Origin of the sequence: Nocardia sp. CA-135398 (genome assembly GCF_050955845.1) — a bacterium.
Taxonomy (GTDB): domain Bacteria; phylum Actinomycetota; class Actinomycetes; order Mycobacteriales; family Mycobacteriaceae; genus Nocardia.
In genome coordinates, this window is the sequence record NZ_CP192084.1 from 4,527,501 (window position 1) to 4,546,383 (window position 18,883).

An 18,883-nucleotide genomic window follows, 5' to 3' on the forward strand; every position below is an offset into this window, starting at 1 on the left:
ACCATTGGCGCTCATCATCGACATGTCCAAGTGGATTGGCGAGGGCCGAAAGTCATCCATGGCGGGGGCGATCGAGCGGCGGCTTCCGCAGCGTGGCTGTGATGAAGCCTGAGTCCTTGATTCATGGGACCTTTGACCCTGTTCAGCGCCGTTGCGGCACGGTGAGATTGCTCAGGTTGTCTGCCGAGGAGAAGGGGTTGTCTGGTGAGTACGTCCGAGCTATGGCCTGCCGAAGAGCGCTCGAGCGAGTTCGCTGCGACCAGCCACCCCGCGCACGCGGTCGTCGAACTCGATCGTGCGACGGCATTGGACCTGCTCGCGAGCGTCCCGATCGGTCGAGTGGTACTCAGCCGCAACGCATTACCGGCGATTCATCTGGTCAACCATCTGGTCGAGGCAGACGGCCGCATCGTCGTGCGCACCCGCCTTACATCCATGCTCACCTCGAGCGTGCGCGCCAATTCCGATGTGGTGGTCGCCTACCAGGCCGACGAGATCGACCCACACCAGCGCACCGGCTGGTCGGTCGTGGTGACCGGACTGGCCCGCCCGGTCACCGATCCCGAGCGCATCGCCCGCTACGAGCAGCTGCTGCATCCCTGGGCAGACCGCATGATGGATACCGTCATCGAGATCGAGGCCTCGATCGTTTCCGGCATCCGGCTCGTCGACAAGGCCGGGTAGAGCAGTCGGTGAGCGAGCATCGGCCCGACATCAGGACCTTTCGTCGGGGCGATTCGGGTGGTGATTCTGGTGTGCGCGGAGGTAGCGATTTGATCAGGCCTCCGACCAGGAGGTCGGCGACCTGCGACGCCGCGCCGCCGAGCGGGTGGCCGCGCCGTTGATGTTTCGGCGGCCGACCGCCGCTGTGTGACTGCGCGCGGCCTCATGGGCGCTGCACGGCCACGGGGTCGCGTTGCCGTCGGTGATGGACGAATTTCGGGACCGCGGTGCGCATCTCGTCGCCATGGCATGACAGGTCGCGCACGACATCGCGCCGGAGCTGAATCGGTGGTGACAATGTCCGAGTCCGCTGACCCCTTCGCCCATGCTGTGCAGACCTCGCCCGCGAGGGTCTTCCGGCACTACGCCCGGAATGCCGTAGTCAGTGTTGAACGACCGGAACCGGCGTCGCTTTCGATCCCGAGGTCGCGTCCGCGCGAAAAGTGTTTGTAGACCGTGTCGGCCGACAAGAGGGTAGGGATCGCGATTAGAGCAGCGAGCGCGCCGATACCGGTCGGACCAGCTTGGCCGAGCAGGTGGGCGATCGGCGGTAGGTAGAGGAAGGCGGCGAGCATGCCGAATTCCGCAAGGACGGCTCCCAGCAGCAACCGGTTGGTGCGCAGGGGCATCCGCCAGAACGGCCGGATCGTGCTGCGGCAGGCGAAAGCGTTTGCCGCCTGGCCGAATACGATCGCGGTGAATGTCGCGCCGGAAGCGGTCGCCAGGGCGGGTCCGGTGGGGAATGCCTCGCCGGGCCGCCAGCTCATCGCGAGGAACGACAGCACGAATACCGTGAGGCTCGTCGTCGCCTCGACCGGGCCGAGGACCCCGAAGGATCTGGCGAACAGCTTGCGGTCGAGCAGGTGACCGCGGATCGGCGGTCGGTCGAGTACGTGCGGTGCCGGTGGTTCCGCGCCGAGGGCGAGTGCGGGCAGGACATCGGTTCCGATATCGAGGGCCAGCACCTGCAGGACGCCGATGGCGAGTGGAAACACGCCGCCGGAGAGCGCCCAAACGACGAATGGCGCAAGCTCGGCGACATTGTCGGTGAGGTGATAGGTCAGGAAGCGGCGGATATTGGCGAAGGTCGCCCGTCCCTGTTCGACCGCGGCGACAATGGTGCCGAAATCGTCGTCGAGCAGCACTAGATCGGCCGCCTCGCGGGCCACGTCGGTGCCCGACTTGCCCATGGCCACCCCGATCGCGGCCTCCCGCAGGGCGGGTGCGTCATTGACTCCGTCGCCGGTCATCGCTACGACGTGGCCGCGGGCCTGTAAGGCCTGCGCGATGCGGAGTTTGTCCTCCGGGGTCACGCGGGCCACGACGACCGCGTCCTGATCCAGCAGCTCGCCCAATTCCTTTTCCCCGCTGGGCAATTCGTGTCCAGTCAGGACCGGTGTGTCCGAATCGCCCAAACCGACCTCGCGGGCGATGGCTCTGGCGGTCTCCGGATGATCCCCGGTGATCATGGCGACCTGGATCCCCGCGCGACGGCATGCGGCCAGCGCGTCCGCCGCGCCATGGCGGGGTGGATCCTCCAGTGCGACAAGGCCCAACAGCGTCAGGTCACGCTCGGCCTCGGCGGCGGAGGTGGGCGGGTCGGTGACGATCCGCCGCGCAACCGCGATGACCCGAAGTCCGCGCCCGGCCAATCGGTGCAGCGCCGCTGTCGCCTCCAGTGGCCCGGTGCAGCGCGCAAAAATCGCGTCCGGTGCGCCTTTCACGAGCACTCGATCCGCGACGACCACCGACATGCGCCGTCGCCGCGCGTCGAACGGGAATCGGGTGCTTTCGGGGAGTGTGTCGGTATCGTCCGGAACCGCCAGCCGATGCGCGAAGGTATCCAACGCCGCCTCCATCGGGTCGCCCTGTGCGACCCACTCGTCGTCGCGGTGGACCGCGCGGCCCGTGGAGCAACGCCGCGCCGCCCACGCCAGTTCCCGCGCGGCATCCGAACAGCCGGGCGGGTATTGCACCTCGCCCGTCGGCTCGTACCCGTCACCGCTGACCGTCACTGTGCCGCCGGGCAGCCACACCTCGACTACCGACATCTCGTTCTTGGTGAGGGTTCCGGTTTTATCGGTGCAGATGAATGTTGTCGATCCCAGTGTTTCCACGGCCTCGAGGTGCCGGACCAGCGCGCGTCGCTGGGCCATCCGCTGTGCGCCGATGGCCAGCGACAGCGTGACGGTCGGCAGCAGTCCGCAGGGCACCACCGCCACGGTGACACCGACCGCGAACAGGAAACCGTCGGACGGCGGGGTGCCGAGCAACAGCGCCACCGCGAAGAACGCGACACCGACCACGACTGCGACGGCGGCGATGATTCGGGAGATCCGATCCAGTTCGCGCCGCAGCGGAGTGGCCGCCGGGCGCTGTGCCTGGGTGAGTTTCGCGATCGAGGCCAGCCGGGTCTGCTGCCCAGTCGCTATCACGGTCGCCTGGGCCTCGCCCTCGACGATGAAGCATCCGGCGTATACCGCGCCGCCCACCGCTGGGTGGTCGGGCACGCTTTCACCGGTGAGTGCGGAGGTGTCGACCGCGACCGCGTGCACCCGGTCCAGGCGCAGATCCGCCGACACACGATCGCCCTCGGCCAGCAGCACGACGTCATCGGACACGAGCTGTTCGGCCGGTACTTCCGATACGGTCGCGTCGCGCAGAACGGTGACCTGCCGCGGGAGCAGCTCACGCAACCGTTCGGCGGCGTGCTCGGCCCGCTGCTCCTGCGCGAACGCGAACGCGCCGTTCAGCAGGACGACTACGAACACCGCGATTCCCAGTTGCGGCATACCCGCTACGAATGCCAGCGCTCCGGCGATCCAGAACAGCAGCGCGAAAAAGTGCACCAGCTCCGCCATGAGGCGACGCCAGGCTGGGACCCGACGCCGCACCGGCAATGCGTTGGGACCGTTGTGCGCCAGCCGTCGAGCCACTTCGTCGGCGGTCAGCCCACGCTGCCCGGACACAAGCTCAGCCGCGCTCCCGAGGCTGCGTGCCGCGGTATCGCGCGCGGCGAGCTGGGCTCGCTCGTTCGGTTGGGCTCGGATTCGCTCGGTCATGGGCACCTCCACCGCAGTCGTGCTCGCCTACATCCCGTCTCGCGGATGTGGTTTGCGTGGATGACGATCGGGATGGCGGCGGGTCCACCGCGCCGCGATCAACAGCGCGAATAGGCACAACAGCGTCGCCAGCCAGACTCCGGTCGCGAGATAGGCGATGATGGCACCGGCACTCATATCCATGGTCCTCCGGTCTCGGTGGGTCGCCGCATCGGTGTGCGGCGACCGACGGGGCGCGACGACGGTGTCACCTGCTCGATTTCCTACAGAAGGCGAAGGTCATCGGTAGGTATCGATCGGCAACGGACGGGTGTGCGTCTCGGTCGTCGTCATGAGTCCTGTCCGACCGGCGGGCTCATTCCGCGCCATTCCCGGTCCAGCGCCACAGAGCAGTGGGCGCGCAGTAACCGGCCGGTGCCGCAGCCCAAAAGAATCGCACCGCTCCAGATTGCCGCGAGTACCGTCGCGCCGATGCCGATGCCACTGTTGGCGGCATTGATAGGGCGTACCGGCGGGGCGGTCACTGTGCCGTTGGCATCGAGCCACACTTGAACCTCATCGCCCGGCACGGATTTGTCGGGTACCTCGGTGGTCGTCGTACCGGAGCGGCCGCTCTGATCCCAACGCACGGTGGCGTCGAATCGTTCGGTGGTCGACCCGTAGGCGTCGACTGTCACGATCCGTTCCGGCTTCGTCGTGATCGTCGCGGGCACAGTGACTTTCGTCGAGTTCTCGACTCGGATCCGGTTCGCGGCGGCGGTGTAACCCGCGGTACCCGCCGCGCCCGCGACCGGAACCGCGACGAGCATGACGATGATCGCGAACAGCCACACCAGTGCCTCGACGCGATCCGATACTCGCATCAGCGAACTGGTGCGCCACGGTCGTCGGTGCCACATGCGGATCGGTATGGACGGGTATTCCGACATTCAGGTCACCTCGTACCCTAGGCGGTGGCGTCCGGTTCGGATATCGCTGCCGCTGCCGGGGTTGGATCCGACAACTCATCTCGCAGTGCCGCGAAACGGGCCGCAGCGCGCTGCTCACGCTCGTGCAGCTGCACACTGCTCAGCACATAGGAATCCGGGCCGGGGAAGGTCAGCGCGCGATGCCCGGTATCAGACCAATGCACCAGGTAAGGCGGCGAACCATCGGGTGAATGCACCTCCTCGATGAGGCCGCGCCGAGTCGGGCCACGGTTGGCGCCACCCTCGACGATCAGCCAGTCTCCTGGTTGTGCGTGCATAAGGGGACCTCCGAGTAGTTCAGGCCGCCGTGCGCAGGATGCGGACGAGGAAGTAGCCGGTGATCGCGGCCATCGTCGCGGCCATCAACAAGCCGCCGACGATGCGCGAGGAAATACCGCCTGATAGACCGCTGCCGCATCCTCGCGTTCCAGCGAATCAGGTTGTGCCACATGACCCATACCGCGGTACCACCGGCCATCGAGCCACATCGAAAGTGGCCGGGGTGTATGGAAGTTGCGCCACCACGTCTTTGTCTCGGCGCGACCGACTCGGACGACGACGTTGTCGCCCATTCGGGCATAGGACACGGGTAAGGCGATATGACGACCCGAACGCCGCGCCTGATATCGCAGCTCGCAATGCAGTGCCGACAACATCACGGACGCGCCGAATCCCGGTGCCCGATATCGAGTCGCGCTGGCCGTTGTCATGTACCGATCGTCACGCCGCCGCGTGGTGGCGCGACAGGACCGAATGGCCTCGACTCCACAGCCGTTGGCCCCTGAGAATTGCGCCGTCTGTCCCGGGACTCCGCCCACGCTAGTTCTGGCTTGCTCGTGAGAACCCAGGGCCTTTGGTCCCGCGGGATACGCCGCCACACGCCGTAGTGTGCTTCCCGCCTCCGACGCTGCTCGGCCGATGGCAATCAATAAGCAAACAAGCGATCGGCAGTATCCGACCCGAAGCTTTCGGCGAGCGGGTCGGATACTGCCGATCACCGTTACTACGCACACGCGCGAGCTACTCTGATATCGCTCGGCGGCAGGATCAGCCCAGATGGCGAATTCGCCTGGAAGACAGGCTATCCAGCGTGGTGTCGCAGCAGCTGGTCGAAAAGCCCGGCTACAGCGGGCGCACTACCTCATCCAGCGGGCGCCGCGGCGTGAGTGGCACCTGCGCGGCACTCGTCGCGGCCCAGCCGATCCGAACGATCAGCTGTGGGAAACCGCTATCGGACAGCACATCCGCGCGCACCAGGTTGCGTGTGCCCGGCAGCTCCAGCGGTTCGGTCAGCGGGCAGGTGGCCAAGCCGAAGGTGGTGGCGGCCAAGAGCACCGCGCTGGTGGCCTCGCCCGCCCGCAACCGGGACAGCGGATCGTCGGCGGCGGTGTGCACCATCAGTAGCACGCCGCGCTCCTCGAGGTCGTGGATCACCGCCTCGGTCAGGGTGGGACTGTGGAATTCGCGGGTCAGCGGATCCACGGCAGTGACAGCACTGCGAGCAGGCACGCCCTCCGACGCGATATGCCGCCCGCTCCACAGCGCCAATTCGGTCTGGTAGGCGGCATCGTCGTGGTGCAGTCGCGCGGCTTCCTGAAATGCCTGCACCAGCCTGGTCCGGGTGGCACCGCCTACGATCTCGTGCACCAGTGCCCCCTCGGCGGCACCGGCTTCGGCGACATGCCGGGTATGCGTTGGCGGGACCTCCCAGGAGGTGACGCGCCGCCGATCGGTGCGTCGCCGGGTAATGGCTCTGGCCACCGTGATGACATCGGCGGTGGGTGTGACCTCGGTGAATCCGATGGACGCGAGGTGTTGCGGCTCGGCCGGGTTCGGGAACCGATGCACCACCGTGTGCCAGCCGAACGACCGTGCTGCTGCTCGGAAATGATGCAGCGCCGCCCCACAGCTGAGCAGCAGATCTCGCCCATCCGGGTCGGCCAGCGGCAACTGCCGGGTCTCATCGCTGTAGAGGTGCACCGTGCGGTCGCCGACGCGCCATTGCCAGGGCTGGGTGTTGTGCACCGACGGTGCGCGCACGGCCAGCGCCAGCGCGGAACGCACGGTATCGGGATCGGGATGCGCTTGGACCATTGCCGTTTCCTTTCCTCCTCGAATTCGAGGGATCAACCGTTCGCCTTGCGGCTGGTGTGTCCACGCAGGGTTTCCAGTCGGCTCACGTACTCGTCGCGGTCGATCTCCCCGCGGGCGAATCGTTCGGCCAGCAACTGTTCGGCGGTCGGGGCATGGTGGAGGGATGGTCGGCCGTCGTAGGGCTGTACGGCGGATCGGACCAGCAGTACGAAACCCGCGATCAGCAGTCCCCAGAACACCACCATCCCGAGGCCCATCCAGGCGTATCCCCACCCGCTCATATCGTGGTCGTACCAGAACATCATCGTGCGCCATCTCCTCGAAGCGGGTCGGACGCTATGCCCGGCCCGATGCGTATTGTCGAATCCAGCATGTGCTGCGGCCCCGCTACGGGGCAGGGGAGAAACGCTCTGCTTGCAGGGACGATGGTCAATCGGTCGATGATCACAGGTGCACGCTGACCCGGGCGATACCGTCCTCGCGGTGCGCGGTCACAGGGAAATCGGCGTCGATGATGAGGCGCATCATCTTCGAATTGCTCGGCATGACATCGGCGACGAACCGCTCGATCCGCCGCTCCCGAGCCAGTGTCGCCAATTGGTGCAACAGTGCCGTGCCGATGCCGTGCTCCTGCACATCGTGGGCGACCACCAGCGCGACCTCCGCCGCCCTGGTGCCCGACAATGTCACGAAGTTCGCCACGCCGACGAGCCGATCGTCGAGGAATGCGCCGACCGCGCCATGGGTGGAATCATCGCGAGCGATCGCGTCCGCGACCTTGTCCAGGTGCTTCGGTGCGGGTGTGAAGAAGCGAAAGATACTGTCCCGCTGGTCCATCTCGGCGTAAAGCTCCCGAATTGCCGCGGCGTCTTCGGCGGCGAGGCGACGGACGGTTATTGTCAGGGTGGCGGTCATGGCTGGTCCTCTCGGGCGAAATTGCTGACCGGTCCGGCGGGTGCGTCGAGTCCGGCGGGCAGGGGCATCGACGGTCGTCGTCTCCAGGGTCGCTGTTGTGGGGTGGGTCACCACAGTGCCGAAAGACCTATCCGGCGGGCCTTTGGTCGAATGCGCGTCCGGCTCGACGTCGGTGTCTGCGCGCGGTATGTCCTTGTCGGACAAGAGAGTTGGTTGTGCTGAAGCGTGCGGCGCGGCGCTCGATCCGGTGCCCGCTCGCGCGTGGCCGCTGTTCGCTCACCGGCGGCGGGGTGCGGAAGAACCGGCGCTTACCCAGTTCCGCGAGACCGAGATAGGCCACCACCATGATGGTCAAGGCCAAGAAGAAGCTGTCCGGTAGTGGACGGAAACCCAGACTGTGTGCCAGTGGTGTAGCGGGTAGGACAGCGCCGATCCCGAGATGCCGACGTCGACGGCGTGCAGGGCGAGGGCGTCGTTGACGCCGTCGCCGAGAAAGGCGACATCGAGTCCCGCGCGGCGCTGCACGCGCACGATCCGCGCTTTCTGTTCAGGGTCGACGCGCGCGAAAATGGCTGTCGTCGTGATCTTTTCGGCGAGTTGGTGATCGTCGAAGCGGTCGATATCGGTGCCCGTCCTGGCATCTCCCGGCGGTAGGCCGAGCTCGTCGCAGACCCGGGCGGCGACGGTCGGGTGGTCACCGGTGATGACCTTGACGGTCACCCCGAGTTCGGCCAGCCGGGCCAGTGCCACGCACGCAGAAGTCTTGGGTGGATCGAGGAATACCAGGAACCCGCGCAGGCGAGCGCATTCTCATCGTCCGGTCGCAATGAATTCCACCCTGGCGCCGGACGGTCGGCGACCGCCACGATGCGGTGCCCGGCGGCGAGTTCGGTGTCGAGGACAGCGTGGACGGTATTCGGTACGCCGGTGCAGCGTGACAGCACCGACTCCTTGCCCCGGGCAAGCTGCCGGGATCCGGCGGCGAGACTGGTGGACACGACAGCGGGCAGCAACTGCGGTGAGATGCCCACCGCGATCGCCAGTGAGAACAGCAACGCGTCCAGCAGTGGTCGCTGCAAGAACAGGTTCACCGCGAAGATCCCGATCGTGAGCACGGCGGCGGTGTACACCCGCTGCATGGAGAACTTGCGTAGGCCGATCTGGAATTCGGTATCCGGATGAGTTTCGCCCAGTCCCACGGCGATTCGGCCGAATTCCGTGACTGCGCCGGTCGCGACGACAACCCCGCGGCCGGATCCCGAACTCACCACCGTGCCCATCAGCGCACACGAATCCCATTCGGCCAGTGCGCTGTTCGCGGTTACCGGAGTGGTCGATTTCGCTGCGGCCGTCGACTCGCCCGTCAGCACCGATTCATCACAATGCAGTGCGGTGACCGAGATCAGCCGCAGGTCGGCCGGAACCAGTTCACCGGCCCGCAATTCGACGATATCGCCCGGTGCCAACTCGATGATATCGACAGATCGCGGCCGCCCCGCACGCACGACGACTGCACGATGCCGGATCCGATCGTGCAGACCTTCCGCGGCCTTCTCCGCACGATATTCGTTGCCCACCCCCAAGCCGACGGAGGCGGCGAGAATTAGCCCGATGATAACCGCGTTGGTGCGCTCACCGACGAAGAAGGACACGACCGCGGTGAACGCAAGCAACAGCAGCAGCGGGGAACGCAACTGGCGCAACAACACCGGCGCCAGCCTGGCCTAATGGGTGCTTACCGCATTGGGTCCCCATCGGCGCAGACGGCCTGAACTCTCGTCCTCCGTCAGCCCGGCATCGGTGACCGCCAGTGCGGTAAGCACATCGGACGTCGGCAGCGCGGCGGCCGTGGCGGTCGACAGTGGTCGCACCGCCGCCGGCGGCAGTGTGCTGATGCCGGATTCCATACCTCGATCGTCGTCGCGTCGGACATCCACGAGCCAGGGGCCAATGGCCCTGCACTCGCGGTCTTACGACGGCCCCTTCTGGGCACCTGTTCGATTCGGCACGGCGGCGAGTGGCACCTCCCACGTCTGCCCCGACGAGAGGGTGCGTTCGACATCCTCGACGCACAGGTGGATGGGTGCGGCGGCACTGGGATGCAGCCGCACCGTGGCCCGGCTGTGGGTAATGGTGACGGTGAGTGGCTGGCCACGATAGCTGAGGGTGAATTCGTCTCGGGAAGTTCGTCCGGCAGCAACGGATGCAACCGACCCGATCCGCCGGATCGGTGACAGGGGTGCGAAGGCCGCCTGGCATGACCGGCTCGGATCGTAGGCAGCCGGGGCAGGATCGGGCTGTCAGTCCTGGGGGCGGGCGATGATCACGGGGCAGTCGGCCGCATGCAGGACGGCCTGGCTGGTGGAACCGAGGGTCATACCGGCGAAGCCGCCGTCGCCGTGGCTGCCGACCACGATCAGTTGCGCGCGTTCGGCGGTGGCGAGGATGCGTTTGGCGGGGCGGTCCTCGGTGACCACTCGCTGGACGCGGACATCGGGGTACTTCTCGGTGTAGCCCGCTAGGCTTTCGGCGAGCAGTTCTTCGGCCTCGTTCGCCATATCAGTGCGGGGGATATAGCGATTGAACTCGGACCAGGTGTGCACTGCTACGAGGGCCGCGCGTCGCCGCGACGCCTCATCGAAGGCGACGTCGAGGGCACGGATGCCGCCCGGGGAGCCGTCGACACCGATCACGACCGGGCCGAGCGCCCGCTCGGGGGCCACCGTCTCCGGGATCACCGCGACCGGGCAATGTGCGTGCCGGGCCAGTGAGGTGCTTACGGACCCGAGTAGTCCACGCCGGAACGCGCCGAGGCCGCGGGTGCCGACCACAATCAGCCTGGCCTCCTTAGATCGGTCGCACAGCACAGGGACCGGTGGTGCCTCGACAACGAATGTCTCGATATCGAGCGGGTGGATCGAATCCGATACGGCGACAGCGGTTTTGCGTGCGAGCGCGATCGCGGCGGCGCCGGCTTGGCGATAGACGTCGTAGTCGATCTGATTGAAGGCGATATTTGGTCCGTAGTCGACCGGTGCGCCGATCGCGTAGATGATGTGCAGAGGCGCGCCGTGTCGGGCTGCATCGACGGCAGCCCACCGCACGGCTTCGACGGAGTCGGCGGATCCGTCGGCGCCGACGAGGACGGGCGGATTTACGGTGTTGGTGGACATGTGCTTCTCGGCTTTCTGGAGCGGGATCGGCGCGGGCGAACGGTTATATCGACACCGACAACCACTGCGGCCGAGGCGATCCGGTGCGAATCGCGGTTCGGCGTGGTCATGGGCTGCCCTTCGGTCCGAACGATCGGGTACCCGTAGGTTAGGAACTCCACGGCGTCCCGCACGCCTGTCCAATGTCACGAACCCGAGGGCACAAAGGGTCATGAACCCGAGGGCCAACGACGGTGGCTGCTCGCCCTACCGCGAACGCTGCGAAACACGTCAGGGCAGCGGTGCCGACCAGCGCAGCACTGTGCCACCACCGGGGCGGTTCTCGATGCTGAACGTACCGCCCGCTTCCTTCGCCCGCGCCGCCATATTGGCCAATCCGCTCCGTCGCGCGATGTCATCGGGGACGCCGATGCCGTCGTCGGTCACCTCGATGCTGACGTCGTCACGCACTTTCAACTCGACCGATACGGTGCTCGCCGATGCATGCCGCACCACATTGCTCACAGCCTCGCGTAGTACCGCCTCGACGTCGTCGGACAGCGGTGGCGCGAGCACCGTCACCGGGCCTGCCAACCGCACGGTGGTGTGCAGCCCGGAATCCGCGGTCATATCGACGATGATCCCGTGCAGGTACTTGCGATATTTGGAGGAATCCGCGGTGGTATTGCTCTGCAGATCGAAGATCGAATGGCGGATGTCCTGCACAATCGCCTGCACATCGTCAATCGTTGCCAGCAGCCGAGATCGCACCTCGGGCGCGCGAGCCCGCTGCGCGGTGCTCTGCAGCGATAGCCCGACGGCGAACAGCCGCTGGATGACGTGATCGTGCAGGCCTCGGGCGATCCGATCGCGGTCGGAGAGTACGTCGAGTTCGCGCATACGCTCCTGGGTTTCGGCCAACTGCAAGGCGAGTGCGGTTTGGTCGGCGATGGCGGCCATCATCGTTTGCGCCGCAGTATCGAGCGGGGGCGCGTCGACCGGACGCAGGGTGGTGAGCACTCCGACGACGGAACGTCCGGCTCGCAGCGGGAGTATCAGCGCCGGGCCGAATTCAGGGGAGTCACTGAACGGGTCGTATGACAGTTTCTGGACCGACATAACCTGTCCGCGGAGAAACACTTCACCGGAGTTCGATGCCGCGACCGGTAGCCGTTGGCCGGTGAGTTCGTCGGCATCGAGGCCTGCGGCGGCGACCACCATCAACTCGGTGACCTCGTCGGCCGGGATATCGGGATCTTCGGGCAAGGCGATGAAGGTGCACGCCGAATCGGTCAGAGTCAGGGCTCGCTGGACGACGAGGTCGAGAATCTCGCTCGATTCAGTGGCGACCAGCAGTTCGGTAGCCACATCCCTGGTCGCTTCGAGCCACTGCTGGCGAGCGCGGGACAGCTCATAGAGCCGGGCGTTCTCGATGGCGATGCCCGCGGCCGCTGCCAGCGCCCGCACCACTACCTCGTCGTCCTCGGTGAACTCCAGTCCGCCCGCTTTCTCGGTGAGGTAGAGGTTGCCGAACACTTCGTCACGGACTTGGACCGGAACGCCGAGGAACGTGTGCATCGGCGGGTGGTGTTCGGGGAAGCCGACCGAGGAGGGATGATCCGAAAGGTTGGTCAGCCGAATGGGTTTCGGTTGCTGGATGAGCAGGCCAAGCACACCGTGCCCGCGTGGCAGATCGCCGATCAGGACGCGGGTGCGGTCATCGATGCCCTCATACACGAATTCGGCGAGCTGATTGTTCGTCGGATCGGTCTCCCGCACACCCAGCGCTCCGTATTGCGCGTCGACCAGCTCGATGGCGCTGTGCACGATCGTGCGCAGTGTGTTGTCGAGATCCAGACCGGCCGTGACGACCAGCATGGCCTCCATCAACCGATCCATCCGGTCGCGCACATCGACGATCTGCGCGATGTGGTCCTGGACCTCCATGAGCAGTTCGCGCAGCCGCAGCTGAGACAGTGTGTCGGTCACGGGTGGCCGACTGCTGTGCGCCCCTGCGGAAGCCTGGCCTTCCATACCGGGCATTCTTCCACGATCAATCCCACCGAGCCCGATCAGCGGCCGCGAATGGACTGGTCGGTCACCTAAGGTTCCTGCTGGTTCAGTTTCGAGGCCAGTACGGCTGCCTGTGTGCGGCGTTCGACGCCGAGTTTGGTCAGCAGCCGCGAGACGTAGTTCTTGACCGTCTTCTCGGCCAGGAACATCCGGCTCGCGATCTGCCGATTCGTCAATCCCTCGCCGAGCAGGGACAACAGGTTGCGCTCCTGGTCGGTGAGGCTCGCGAGCGGCCCGGTTTTCGCCTCCGCCTCCGCGCGCAGCTTCGCCATCAGCGCCGCGGCGGCCCGGTTGTCGAGCAGCGATTTACCCGCGCCGACCTCACGGATCGCATCTATCAGCTCCAGGCTCTTGATGTCCTTGACCACGTAGCCGCTGGCTCCGGCCAGAATGGCGTTGAGCATGGCCTGTTCGTCGGTGAACGAGGTCAGGATCAGACAGCGCAGCGCCGGATTGGCCGACAGCAGTTCACGGCACAGTTCGATGCCGTTGCCATCGGGCAGGCGGACGTCGAGAACGGCGACATCGGGACGTAGCGCCGGAATCCGGGCGAGCGCCTGCGAGAACGAACCCGCTTCACCGACCACCTCGAGGTCGGATTCGAGGGCGATGAGATCGCCGATACCGCGGCGCACGATCTCGTGATCATCGACCAAGAACACCCTGATCATGTTTGCACCTCTCCCTCACACCGAATTCACTCAGCGTACGGAGCGGTCCGGTTCGTTGGATCGGCGTTGGACCTCTCCTTCGTGACCAAAGTCCCTTGATCTGTCCGATTCGGCCGCCGCTGCCCATTCTCCGCCGATTCGCCAGGCTCGGCGTGCCGCCTCCAGGGTGTCGGCGAGTGTCCGGCCGGTGTCCAGGGCGATGGCATCCGGCCACGGCGCATCGGCGGCGGACATGGCGGCGGCGATGGCGGGGGTCGCATCGGAATCCCCGGCCGCGCGTTGCCGAATGCGTTCGTTCGCCAGCGATTCCGGGCAGTGGCATCGCAGTTGCACCAGTTCTGCGTTCGCTTCGTCGGCGAGCACGGCGGCGCGTCGTCGTTCGTCCGGATCGATCCAGCTCGCGTCGAGGATCACCGAGACGCCGGATTCCAGCAGCGCCCGAGCGCGGATGCGCAATTCGGCATAAACACGAGCCTTGTCGACCGGGGAGTACATTCCGGCGCCGTATCCGCCGATCGGGCCGACCACAACGTCGGCAGCGGCCAATTCCCTGCGCACCCTGTCGGTGCCGAGTACTACCGCACCGGTCGGCAGTGAAAGGTGTTCGGCGACTGTGGTTTTCCCGGTGCCGGGCAGTCCGCCGACAAGGGTGAGGCGGACCGCGGCCCGATCCAGACGGCGTGCCGCGATCCGCAGGTGGCGCCAAGTACGGTCGCGAGCTGTCACATCGCCTTGTTCGAAGCGCATCACATTCACCTTGGCACGGACGAGCGCGCGGTAGGCGACGTAGTGGTCCCGCAGGGACGACGGCGCCGAATCCTCGGTCACGCGTTGATAATCGTCGAGCAGGCGAGTGCTCAGATCATCGTGGCCGAGGTATTCGAGATCCATCGCCAGGAAGGCGATATCGTCCAGGCAATCGACGTAGCGCAGCTGATCGTCGAAGTCGAGGCAGTCGAGCACCCGGAAGCCATCGGGCAGCTCGAAGATGTCCTGGGCTTGCAGGTCGCCATGTCCATCGACGATGCGACCCTGGGCGATCCTGCGGGTCAGCAAGGGTTTTCGGCCCTCGAGGTAGCGCATCGCACGCGCTTCGATCCGCGCGAGCAACTCCGGAGCCACGAGATCGGCGGGTTGCGCCCGCAGGGTGCGCAGTAGCGCCTGCCATCGCGCGCCCAGCGCCTCCGGGGTTCCGGCCAGGTCGATGTCCGGACCGCGGCGAGCCGCGTGGTGGAACTGCGCCAGCACTCGGACCAGCGCTGAGATTTCCGAGCTGCCGGCCGCCGCGTCGGTCAGGACATGGGTGAGCCTGCGGTCCTCCGGCATTCGGCGCATAACGAGTACCGGTTCGCTCGGGCCACCGGTGGGGTCGCTCAGGTGAGCGACACCGAGATACACGTCCGGGGCCATCCGGCGATTGAGCTCGAGTTCACGCATGCACGCACGCTCGCGCAGGTCCGGCGTGCTGAAGTCGAGGAAGTCGGTAGCAATCGGTTTCTTCACCTTGTACGCCCGGTCGCCGCACAGCACAACGACGCCGGTATGGGTTTCGCGTAGATCGGCGGGCGACCCGTTCGACACGATCACGAGACGAGCCTTTCAGCAAGCGCGGTCGCGGCCGTGCCCGCCGCGGCGCCGCCGTCGACGACGAATTCCGGCCCGGTGGAGAAGGTCGCCTCGGCGACGACTACTCCGATGCCGACCTCGACGAGTATGCGGGCGACTGCCGCACCGATCCCGCAGGCGCCGCCGGCGACGACGGCGCTGTGGCCGTGCAGGTCTGGTCTATGGACCGCGGACATGGCGCTCGGATCCTCCCGGTAGTGGTGGTCCCAGACTTGCGCACCGACCCGGTGCGCGTGATGGCCGAAGGTCCTTGATCCGTAGGGTCTTCGGGTCCCATCTCGGTGTCAGGACAGGGGTCGGCCAGAGCCAGCCGAAGTCCTGCGAGTAGGGGTCGTCGTGCCCTTACCCAGGACCGCGCGCCGATGGGACCGTGGGGCGAAATCGACGAAGGAAGGCGAAATGGAGCACGGATTGCCCGACGACAACACCGTCAAGACAGCACTGGCGCTCGCGGTGCGGGCGCCGTCGGTGCACAATGTCCAGCCGTGGCGGTGGCGGATCGGTAGCCGTTCCATCCACCTCTACCTGGACCCGGAGCGCGCACTGCCCTCGACCGATCCGGATCAGCGCGAGCTGGTGCTGAGTTGCGGTGCGGCCCTGCATCACCTGTGCGTCGCGTTGGCAGCGCTCGGCTGGTCGGCGGTGGTGCATCGGCTGCCGAATCCGGCGGATCCGAACCACTTGGCCGCGGTCGAGTTGCTGCGGCATCGGTCGACACCGCTGGATATCGCCCTGAGCGCGGCGATTTCGAGACGCCAGACCGACCGCAGGCATTACTCTTCGTGGCCGATCCCGCACGGATATCTGGGCTTGGTGACCGAACGCGCCGCCGCACTGGGTGCAATCGTGACCCAGGCCGGTAACCGTCCCCGCGAGGTGTTGATCGAGGCAATGCGGACCGCCGCCGCCTTGCACGCCGGAGATGTGGAATACCGCTTCGAATTGGCGAATTGGTCTGGCAGGCACAGCTCGGACGACGGGGTACCCGCCAGGAGCACCCCTCGCGTGGAGTCGCATGACGGACTGCCTGCTCGCGAGTTCGCAGCACCCGCGTTGGCCGACGGTGCGCTCGAACCCGATTACGCCGAACTACTGGTGATCAGCACTTCGGCCGACGATCGGCTGTCGCGGTTGCGCGCGGGCGAGGCGATGAGTGCGGTGCTGCTGACCGCCACCAATATCGGACTGGCCACCTGCCTGCTCACCGAACCGCTCGAGCTTGCGGACCTACGCAACAGAGTGCGCCTCGAGGTGCTCGACGGCGTCGCCCAACCGCAGGCGGTTCTTCGGATCGGTTGGCTCCCGACCAGTGCGCCGTCGTTGCCAGTGACACCGCGACGGTCGGTGGAAGATGTGCTCAGTCCGCTCGAGTCGGCTGCTCCCAGCTGCTCATGAGCGACAGCGGGGACCGCTGAAACCACCTGTCCTCGGTGGTCCCGTGTTCTCGGTCGCCCACCGTCCCCGATACAGTCGGCGACCCGGTCGAGATCAGCGAGCCGGACCTAGGCACCGAGTAAGCGCGCCAATAGCGTGACCGACCGTATATGGTCGGCCACGCTGGGTGTGGGAGACGCCGCTAAGCCGGTGCGGCGCAACGCTTTACCACCGCATCCAAGGCTGCCGCCAAACCGGCGCGGGCTTCCTGCGCAATCGGCTGCAGCGCGGGCTGTTGCGTGTTGGCGACGAGGATGTCCGGGTCGATGGCTTCGACAATGGTGGCGCCGTTGTCGGTGCGCACCACCACGTTGCAGGGCAGCAGTAGGCCGATCTGCCGGTGAATGCCGATCGCCCGGTGCGCGAGCATCGGATTGCAGGCGCCGAGGATCAGGTAGTCCTCCATCTCGATGTCGAGCTTCGCCCGCAAGGTCGCGCGCACATCGATTTCGGTCAGCACGCCGAAACCTTGTTCGGCCAAGGCCTCGCGTACGGCGGCGACGGTGTCGGCGAACGGGGTCGGCACCCGCACGCGGAGTTCGGCGGATGCGACGGGAATGCGGATCTCGGTGAGCAGGTCGCGTGCGTCGACGACCTCGTCGGGCGCGACCAGATACACCTCGGTCGGCGGTCCCACCGGATGGAACGACGATGTGCGCAACCAATTCTCCAACGCTCGGTACGCGTCGCCGATGTGTTGATAGTCGCCGCGATGGGCCGTACGGGCGTAGAGGCACGGCTCAGCTCGGCGCACCGTCACTTGGTCGCCGTTGTCCCCGATGGGCCCGATCGTGACTGGTAGCGCGAAGTCGACCTCGGTCGATGTGGTCGCGCGGAAGTCACCGAGGTAGGTGGTCGACGGCGGCCCGGCCGGTGCCAGACCGGTGCTGGCCGCCAGCTCGTACAGCGCCTGCATCCCGGCGCCGATATCGTCGCCCGCGTGGTCGGCGCGGATGGCGCGCCGCAGTTCGAGAACGGTCTGCGGGCGCGCTTCATCGATCAGGACGCGGTAGCGCATTGTCGCAATCCTCCGGACCTCAGACCCGATGCGTGATGCGATCGAGTTCGGTATGTGCCAAGCGCTCGGCCCAAAGTCGAGCGCGTTCGAGCTCACCATGGGCAAGGGGGCCCTGCATGCCCTCGACAAGGAAGTCCACTGGATCGTCGGCGAGCTCATAACCCAAGCGCCGCAATCGTTTCCCGGCGCCACGTGCGGCCGAGCCCGGCAGCCACCGCGGTTTGGCGGCTTTCGTGCAGAAGGCCGCGGCCCGAGACCCCTCGGACACCGGCAGCGCCGCGTCGAGCCATTCGCGGATGCCGATATCGACCGCGACCGGCGCATCGGTGTTCCCGGCGGCATCGCGGCGGGTTCGCGTGCGACTCAGGCCGAAGGTATGAGTAGGTCCGCCGACCACCAGCAGATCGATTGTCGGCTCCGGCATCTCCGCGGCGGCGGCGACGCTGAGCACCTCCACCTCGGCGTGTGAGCGCAATCCGTCCGCGATCGCCCGGGCGATCGCGGCGGTATTGCCGAACATCGATTCATACACGACCCGAGCCCGCATCTCAGTCTCCTAATTTGCTATGACCGGCGGAAGTGATTTCGACGCTACGTCCGGGTCACGGTGGCGCACAGAGCCGAACCGACGCTTCCCGAGTGACTTTCGACCGTCGGTGATCAGGTGCGGGCGCCGTAGCGTCGTAGCAATGCGCCGCCTAGGAGCAACACCGCGAGGCCGAACCCGACCCAGATCGGCTGTAACCAGCTGAATTCGCGGATGACCACGAGCTGCACCAGGATCCAGCCGACCAGGCCCAGACCCGAGATCATTGCGGCCAGCGGTGTCCGTTCGTCATCGCGTGCCGCGAACAGCGCGGTCACCGTCATCGGGAATCCGACGACGAGCGCGAGCATGAGACCGGCGAAAGCCGGGCTGTGGAACGGAATTCGGTCCTCGATGGTAGCGCCGAGGTCGAGCGATCCGGTCATCAAGCCGAGCACGCCGGCGACTGCCCAGGTGGCGACGAGGCCGGACAACAGGCAAAGCAGAGCCTCGCTGGCACCGAGTCTGCGCACATGCATGGTGATCATGAGTCGACTGTGCGCGGGAGCGGACCGCCCTGGACAGGGTCCGACGACCCCATGATGTGGGCTGGAAGTCGTG

General features: G+C 66.4%; 21 protein-coding genes and 1 pseudogene. 2 read left to right on the forward strand and 20 right to left on the reverse strand.

Annotation, left to right across the window (positions count from 1 at the left end; translation table 11 throughout):
• Positions 1–204: 204 nt before the first annotated feature.
• Entirely contained in the window at positions 205–684 is a 480-nt protein-coding gene (locus ACQP1T_RS19910) for a pyridoxamine 5'-phosphate oxidase family protein (protein ID WP_433754555.1), read from the forward strand.
• Positions 685–1,085: 401 nt separating this feature from the next.
• Here the strand turns inward: ACQP1T_RS19910 and ACQP1T_RS19915 are convergent, their stop codons facing one another.
• The 16 genes from ACQP1T_RS19915 to ACQP1T_RS19990 all read right to left on the reverse strand — a co-directional run bounded on the left by ACQP1T_RS19915 (position 1,086) and on the right by ACQP1T_RS19990 (position 15,460).
• On the reverse strand, positions 1,086–3,785 hold the full coding sequence (locus ACQP1T_RS19915) for a cation-translocating P-type ATPase (protein ID WP_433754556.1): 2,700 nt from the start codon (positions 3,783–3,785) through the stop codon (positions 1,086–1,088).
• 27 nt (positions 3,786–3,812) lie between these two features.
• The gene (locus tag ACQP1T_RS19920; RefSeq protein ID WP_433754557.1) at positions 3,813–3,962 is read right to left on the reverse strand and encodes a hypothetical protein; all 150 of its coding nucleotides are present in this window, start codon (positions 3,960–3,962) and stop codon (positions 3,813–3,815) included.
• 152 nt (positions 3,963–4,114) lie between these two features.
• Positions 4,115–4,714 (reverse strand): Rv1733c family protein, encoded by a 600-nt coding sequence (locus ACQP1T_RS19925; protein WP_433754558.1) that lies wholly within the window; start codon positions 4,712–4,714, stop codon positions 4,115–4,117.
• A gap of 17 nt (positions 4,715–4,731) precedes the next feature.
• Positions 4,732–5,031, reverse strand: a complete 300-nt coding sequence (locus ACQP1T_RS19930; RefSeq protein ID WP_433754559.1) for a DUF1918 domain-containing protein — start codon at positions 5,029–5,031, stop codon at positions 4,732–4,734.
• An 844-nt stretch (positions 5,032–5,875) separates the two neighbouring features.
• Positions 5,876–6,847: an Acg family FMN-binding oxidoreductase gene (locus ACQP1T_RS19935; protein WP_433754560.1), complete on the reverse strand. Its 972-nt coding sequence runs from the start codon at positions 6,845–6,847 to the stop codon at positions 5,876–5,878.
• A gap of 32 nt (positions 6,848–6,879) precedes the next feature.
• Positions 6,880–7,152: an SHOCT domain-containing protein gene (locus tag ACQP1T_RS19940; RefSeq protein ID WP_433754561.1), complete on the reverse strand. Its 273-nt coding sequence runs from the start codon at positions 7,150–7,152 to the stop codon at positions 6,880–6,882.
• 139 nt (positions 7,153–7,291) lie between these two features.
• Positions 7,292–7,762, reverse strand: a complete 471-nt coding sequence (locus ACQP1T_RS19945) for an N-acetyltransferase family protein (protein ID WP_433754562.1) — start codon at positions 7,760–7,762, stop codon at positions 7,292–7,294.
• Positions 7,763–8,113: 351 nt separating this feature from the next.
• Positions 8,114–8,512 carry an HAD family hydrolase gene (locus ACQP1T_RS19950; RefSeq protein WP_433754563.1) on the reverse strand — a complete coding sequence of 133 codons (399 nt, stop codon included), beginning with the start codon at positions 8,510–8,512 and terminating at the stop codon, positions 8,114–8,116.
• A complete protein-coding gene (locus ACQP1T_RS19955; protein WP_433754564.1) occupies positions 8,479–9,471 on the reverse strand; it encodes a hypothetical protein in 993 nt (330 codons plus the stop codon). The genes ACQP1T_RS19950 and ACQP1T_RS19955 overlap by 34 nt, the downstream gene beginning before the upstream one ends.
• Before the next feature lie 15 nt (positions 9,472–9,486).
• Positions 9,487–9,669 (reverse strand): hypothetical protein, encoded by a 183-nt coding sequence (locus tag ACQP1T_RS19960; RefSeq protein WP_433754565.1) that lies wholly within the window; start codon positions 9,667–9,669, stop codon positions 9,487–9,489.
• Positions 9,670–9,732: 63 nt separating this feature from the next.
• Positions 9,733–9,999 (reverse strand): glycosyl hydrolase family 65 protein, encoded by a 267-nt coding sequence (locus ACQP1T_RS19965; RefSeq protein WP_433762265.1) that lies wholly within the window; start codon positions 9,997–9,999, stop codon positions 9,733–9,735.
• A gap of 63 nt (positions 10,000–10,062) precedes the next feature.
• Positions 10,063–10,935, reverse strand: coding sequence for a universal stress protein (locus tag ACQP1T_RS19970; RefSeq protein ID WP_433754566.1), 873 nt, complete (start codon positions 10,933–10,935; stop codon positions 10,063–10,065).
• A gap of 270 nt (positions 10,936–11,205) precedes the next feature.
• On the reverse strand, positions 11,206–12,948 hold the full coding sequence (locus ACQP1T_RS19975) for a GAF domain-containing protein (RefSeq protein ID WP_433762267.1): 1,743 nt from the start codon (positions 12,946–12,948) through the stop codon (positions 11,206–11,208).
• Positions 12,949–13,016: 68 nt separating this feature from the next.
• The gene (locus ACQP1T_RS19980) at positions 13,017–13,658 is read right to left on the reverse strand and encodes a response regulator (protein ID WP_433754567.1); all 642 of its coding nucleotides are present in this window, start codon (positions 13,656–13,658) and stop codon (positions 13,017–13,019) included.
• Between the two features lie 30 nt (positions 13,659–13,688).
• Positions 13,689–15,239, reverse strand: a complete 1,551-nt coding sequence (locus ACQP1T_RS19985; protein ID WP_433754568.1) for an AAA family ATPase — start codon at positions 15,237–15,239, stop codon at positions 13,689–13,691.
• A gap of 2 nt (positions 15,240–15,241) precedes the next feature.
• Positions 15,242–15,460 (reverse strand): hypothetical protein, encoded by a 219-nt coding sequence (locus ACQP1T_RS19990; protein WP_433754569.1) that lies wholly within the window; start codon positions 15,458–15,460, stop codon positions 15,242–15,244.
• Positions 15,461–15,683: 223 nt separating this feature from the next.
• On the opposite strand from ACQP1T_RS19990, the gene ACQP1T_RS19995 reads away from it, so the two are divergent.
• Positions 15,684–16,679, forward strand: coding sequence for an Acg family FMN-binding oxidoreductase (locus ACQP1T_RS19995; RefSeq protein ID WP_433754570.1), 996 nt, complete (start codon positions 15,684–15,686; stop codon positions 16,677–16,679).
• A 181-nt stretch (positions 16,680–16,860) separates the two neighbouring features.
• Here ACQP1T_RS19995 and ACQP1T_RS20000 read toward each other — a convergent pair whose 3' ends face one another.
• From ACQP1T_RS20000 to ACQP1T_RS20015, 4 genes and pseudogenes are all read right to left on the reverse strand, one after another.
• Positions 16,861–17,277 (reverse strand): DUF302 domain-containing protein, encoded by a 417-nt coding sequence (locus tag ACQP1T_RS20000; RefSeq protein WP_433762269.1) that lies wholly within the window; start codon positions 17,275–17,277, stop codon positions 16,861–16,863.
• A gap of 3 nt (positions 17,278–17,280) precedes the next feature.
• Positions 17,281–17,835: pseudogene (locus ACQP1T_RS20005) on the reverse strand (GyrI-like domain-containing protein); the annotation flags it as partial.
• Positions 17,756–18,283: a flavodoxin family protein gene (locus tag ACQP1T_RS20010; RefSeq protein WP_433754571.1), complete on the reverse strand. Its 528-nt coding sequence runs from the start codon at positions 18,281–18,283 to the stop codon at positions 17,756–17,758. The gene ACQP1T_RS20010 and the pseudogene ACQP1T_RS20005, both read right to left, overlap by 80 nt.
• Positions 18,284–18,396: 113 nt before the next feature.
• Entirely contained in the window at positions 18,397–18,810 is a 414-nt protein-coding gene (locus ACQP1T_RS20015) for a hypothetical protein (RefSeq protein WP_433754572.1), read from the reverse strand.
• Positions 18,811–18,883 lie beyond the last annotated feature (73 nt).